Raw genomic sequence first — 1,107 nt, forward strand, 5'->3', positions numbered from 1 at the left:
ATCGCGGCCGGCGCGGAATATCCTGACACTCTTCACCGCAGTGTGCGCGAGTTGCACTATGACCTTCCTCTGGAAATCGAAGCGCTGCGTCAGCAGTCTGCCGAGGCGAAACGAGAACTGGAGACGCTCGTTGAAGATCGGGACACGCAAAAATCGGAGCTCGACACACTGATTGCCGACCGTGATGAAATCGATGCGGATCTCGATTTCGCTGGCGAAGAGCTGCAAACGCGGCAGCTGGAACTTGCGCGAATTCAGGCGGACGAAAAAGCGCATCGCTCGGAGCTTGATGCGCTGATGGCCTCCGCTGAGAAGACGCGTCGCCACCTGGCAGAACTCGACGCCAAGGCAGTGGCTGCAGAGACGAAGGAGAAACGGCGCCGGACCTACATGTCCCGCCTCGAGAAAAAAGAAGCCGCGATTGCGGCACAGAAGGCTGCTCTCGTCCAAAGGACGGAGGCTGTGGAAGCGGCAGAAGCCGCATTGGCGGAAAATACCCGCGCGCAGGCGGCGCGAGAGCATGAGCTGGCGCAGCGAGAGCAGCGCAATGAAGAACAGGCAGAAGAAGCGCGGATCAAGTCCGCGGATCTGGATGCCCGTGCGGGCGAAATTTCTCTGGAAAAGGAGCAAGTGGCAACGGCCCGGTCGGAACTGGTGATGGAGGCGGAGGAGATGTGTGCGAAGAGGATGGGGCTTGATGTGAGCCTCGCGGCAATTGATCACGTGGTTGCTGCGGTTGAGGAGGGGAAGATTTGGGTTGGTGAAAACGGCAAGGTCGCACTTGAGGATCCCGCACCGATCTTCGCGGCTCCTAAAAGTCTCCGTGACCGGTTGATGCCGGCAATTTTGCGACTGGTGCGGAAAATCGATCAAACAGAGAAGCGCGCAAGCTGGGTCGAAGTGATGATGACCCGCGTGCGGAACCTCATGGGGCGTTCTGATCTACCAAAGGATTTGGAGAAGGAAGCTCGGGATCTGGATGCGGATTGGAGCAAGTGAAGAGCGCGCAGTTTGCTGTCAACTAGTCTTAGCGATTGCATCAGCCTGGGGCAGTGGATTCCGGTAGAAGGGGCGGATTTTGTTGAAAAAGTCGGCCTGGGAACGCGT

The 1,107-nt window shown here is 58.3% G+C and carries 1 protein-coding gene; it reads left to right on the plus strand.

Annotated features, from left to right (window positions below):
* A partial coding sequence (locus FGE21_RS20160) for a hypothetical protein (RefSeq protein ID WP_176695510.1) occupies positions 1–999 on the plus strand: 999 nt, incomplete at its 5' end.
* Positions 1,000–1,107 lie beyond the last annotated feature (108 nt).

This window comes from Phaeobacter sp. B1627 (genome assembly GCF_006265095.1).
Taxonomy (GTDB): Bacteria; Pseudomonadota; Alphaproteobacteria; order Rhodobacterales; family Rhodobacteraceae; genus Epibacterium.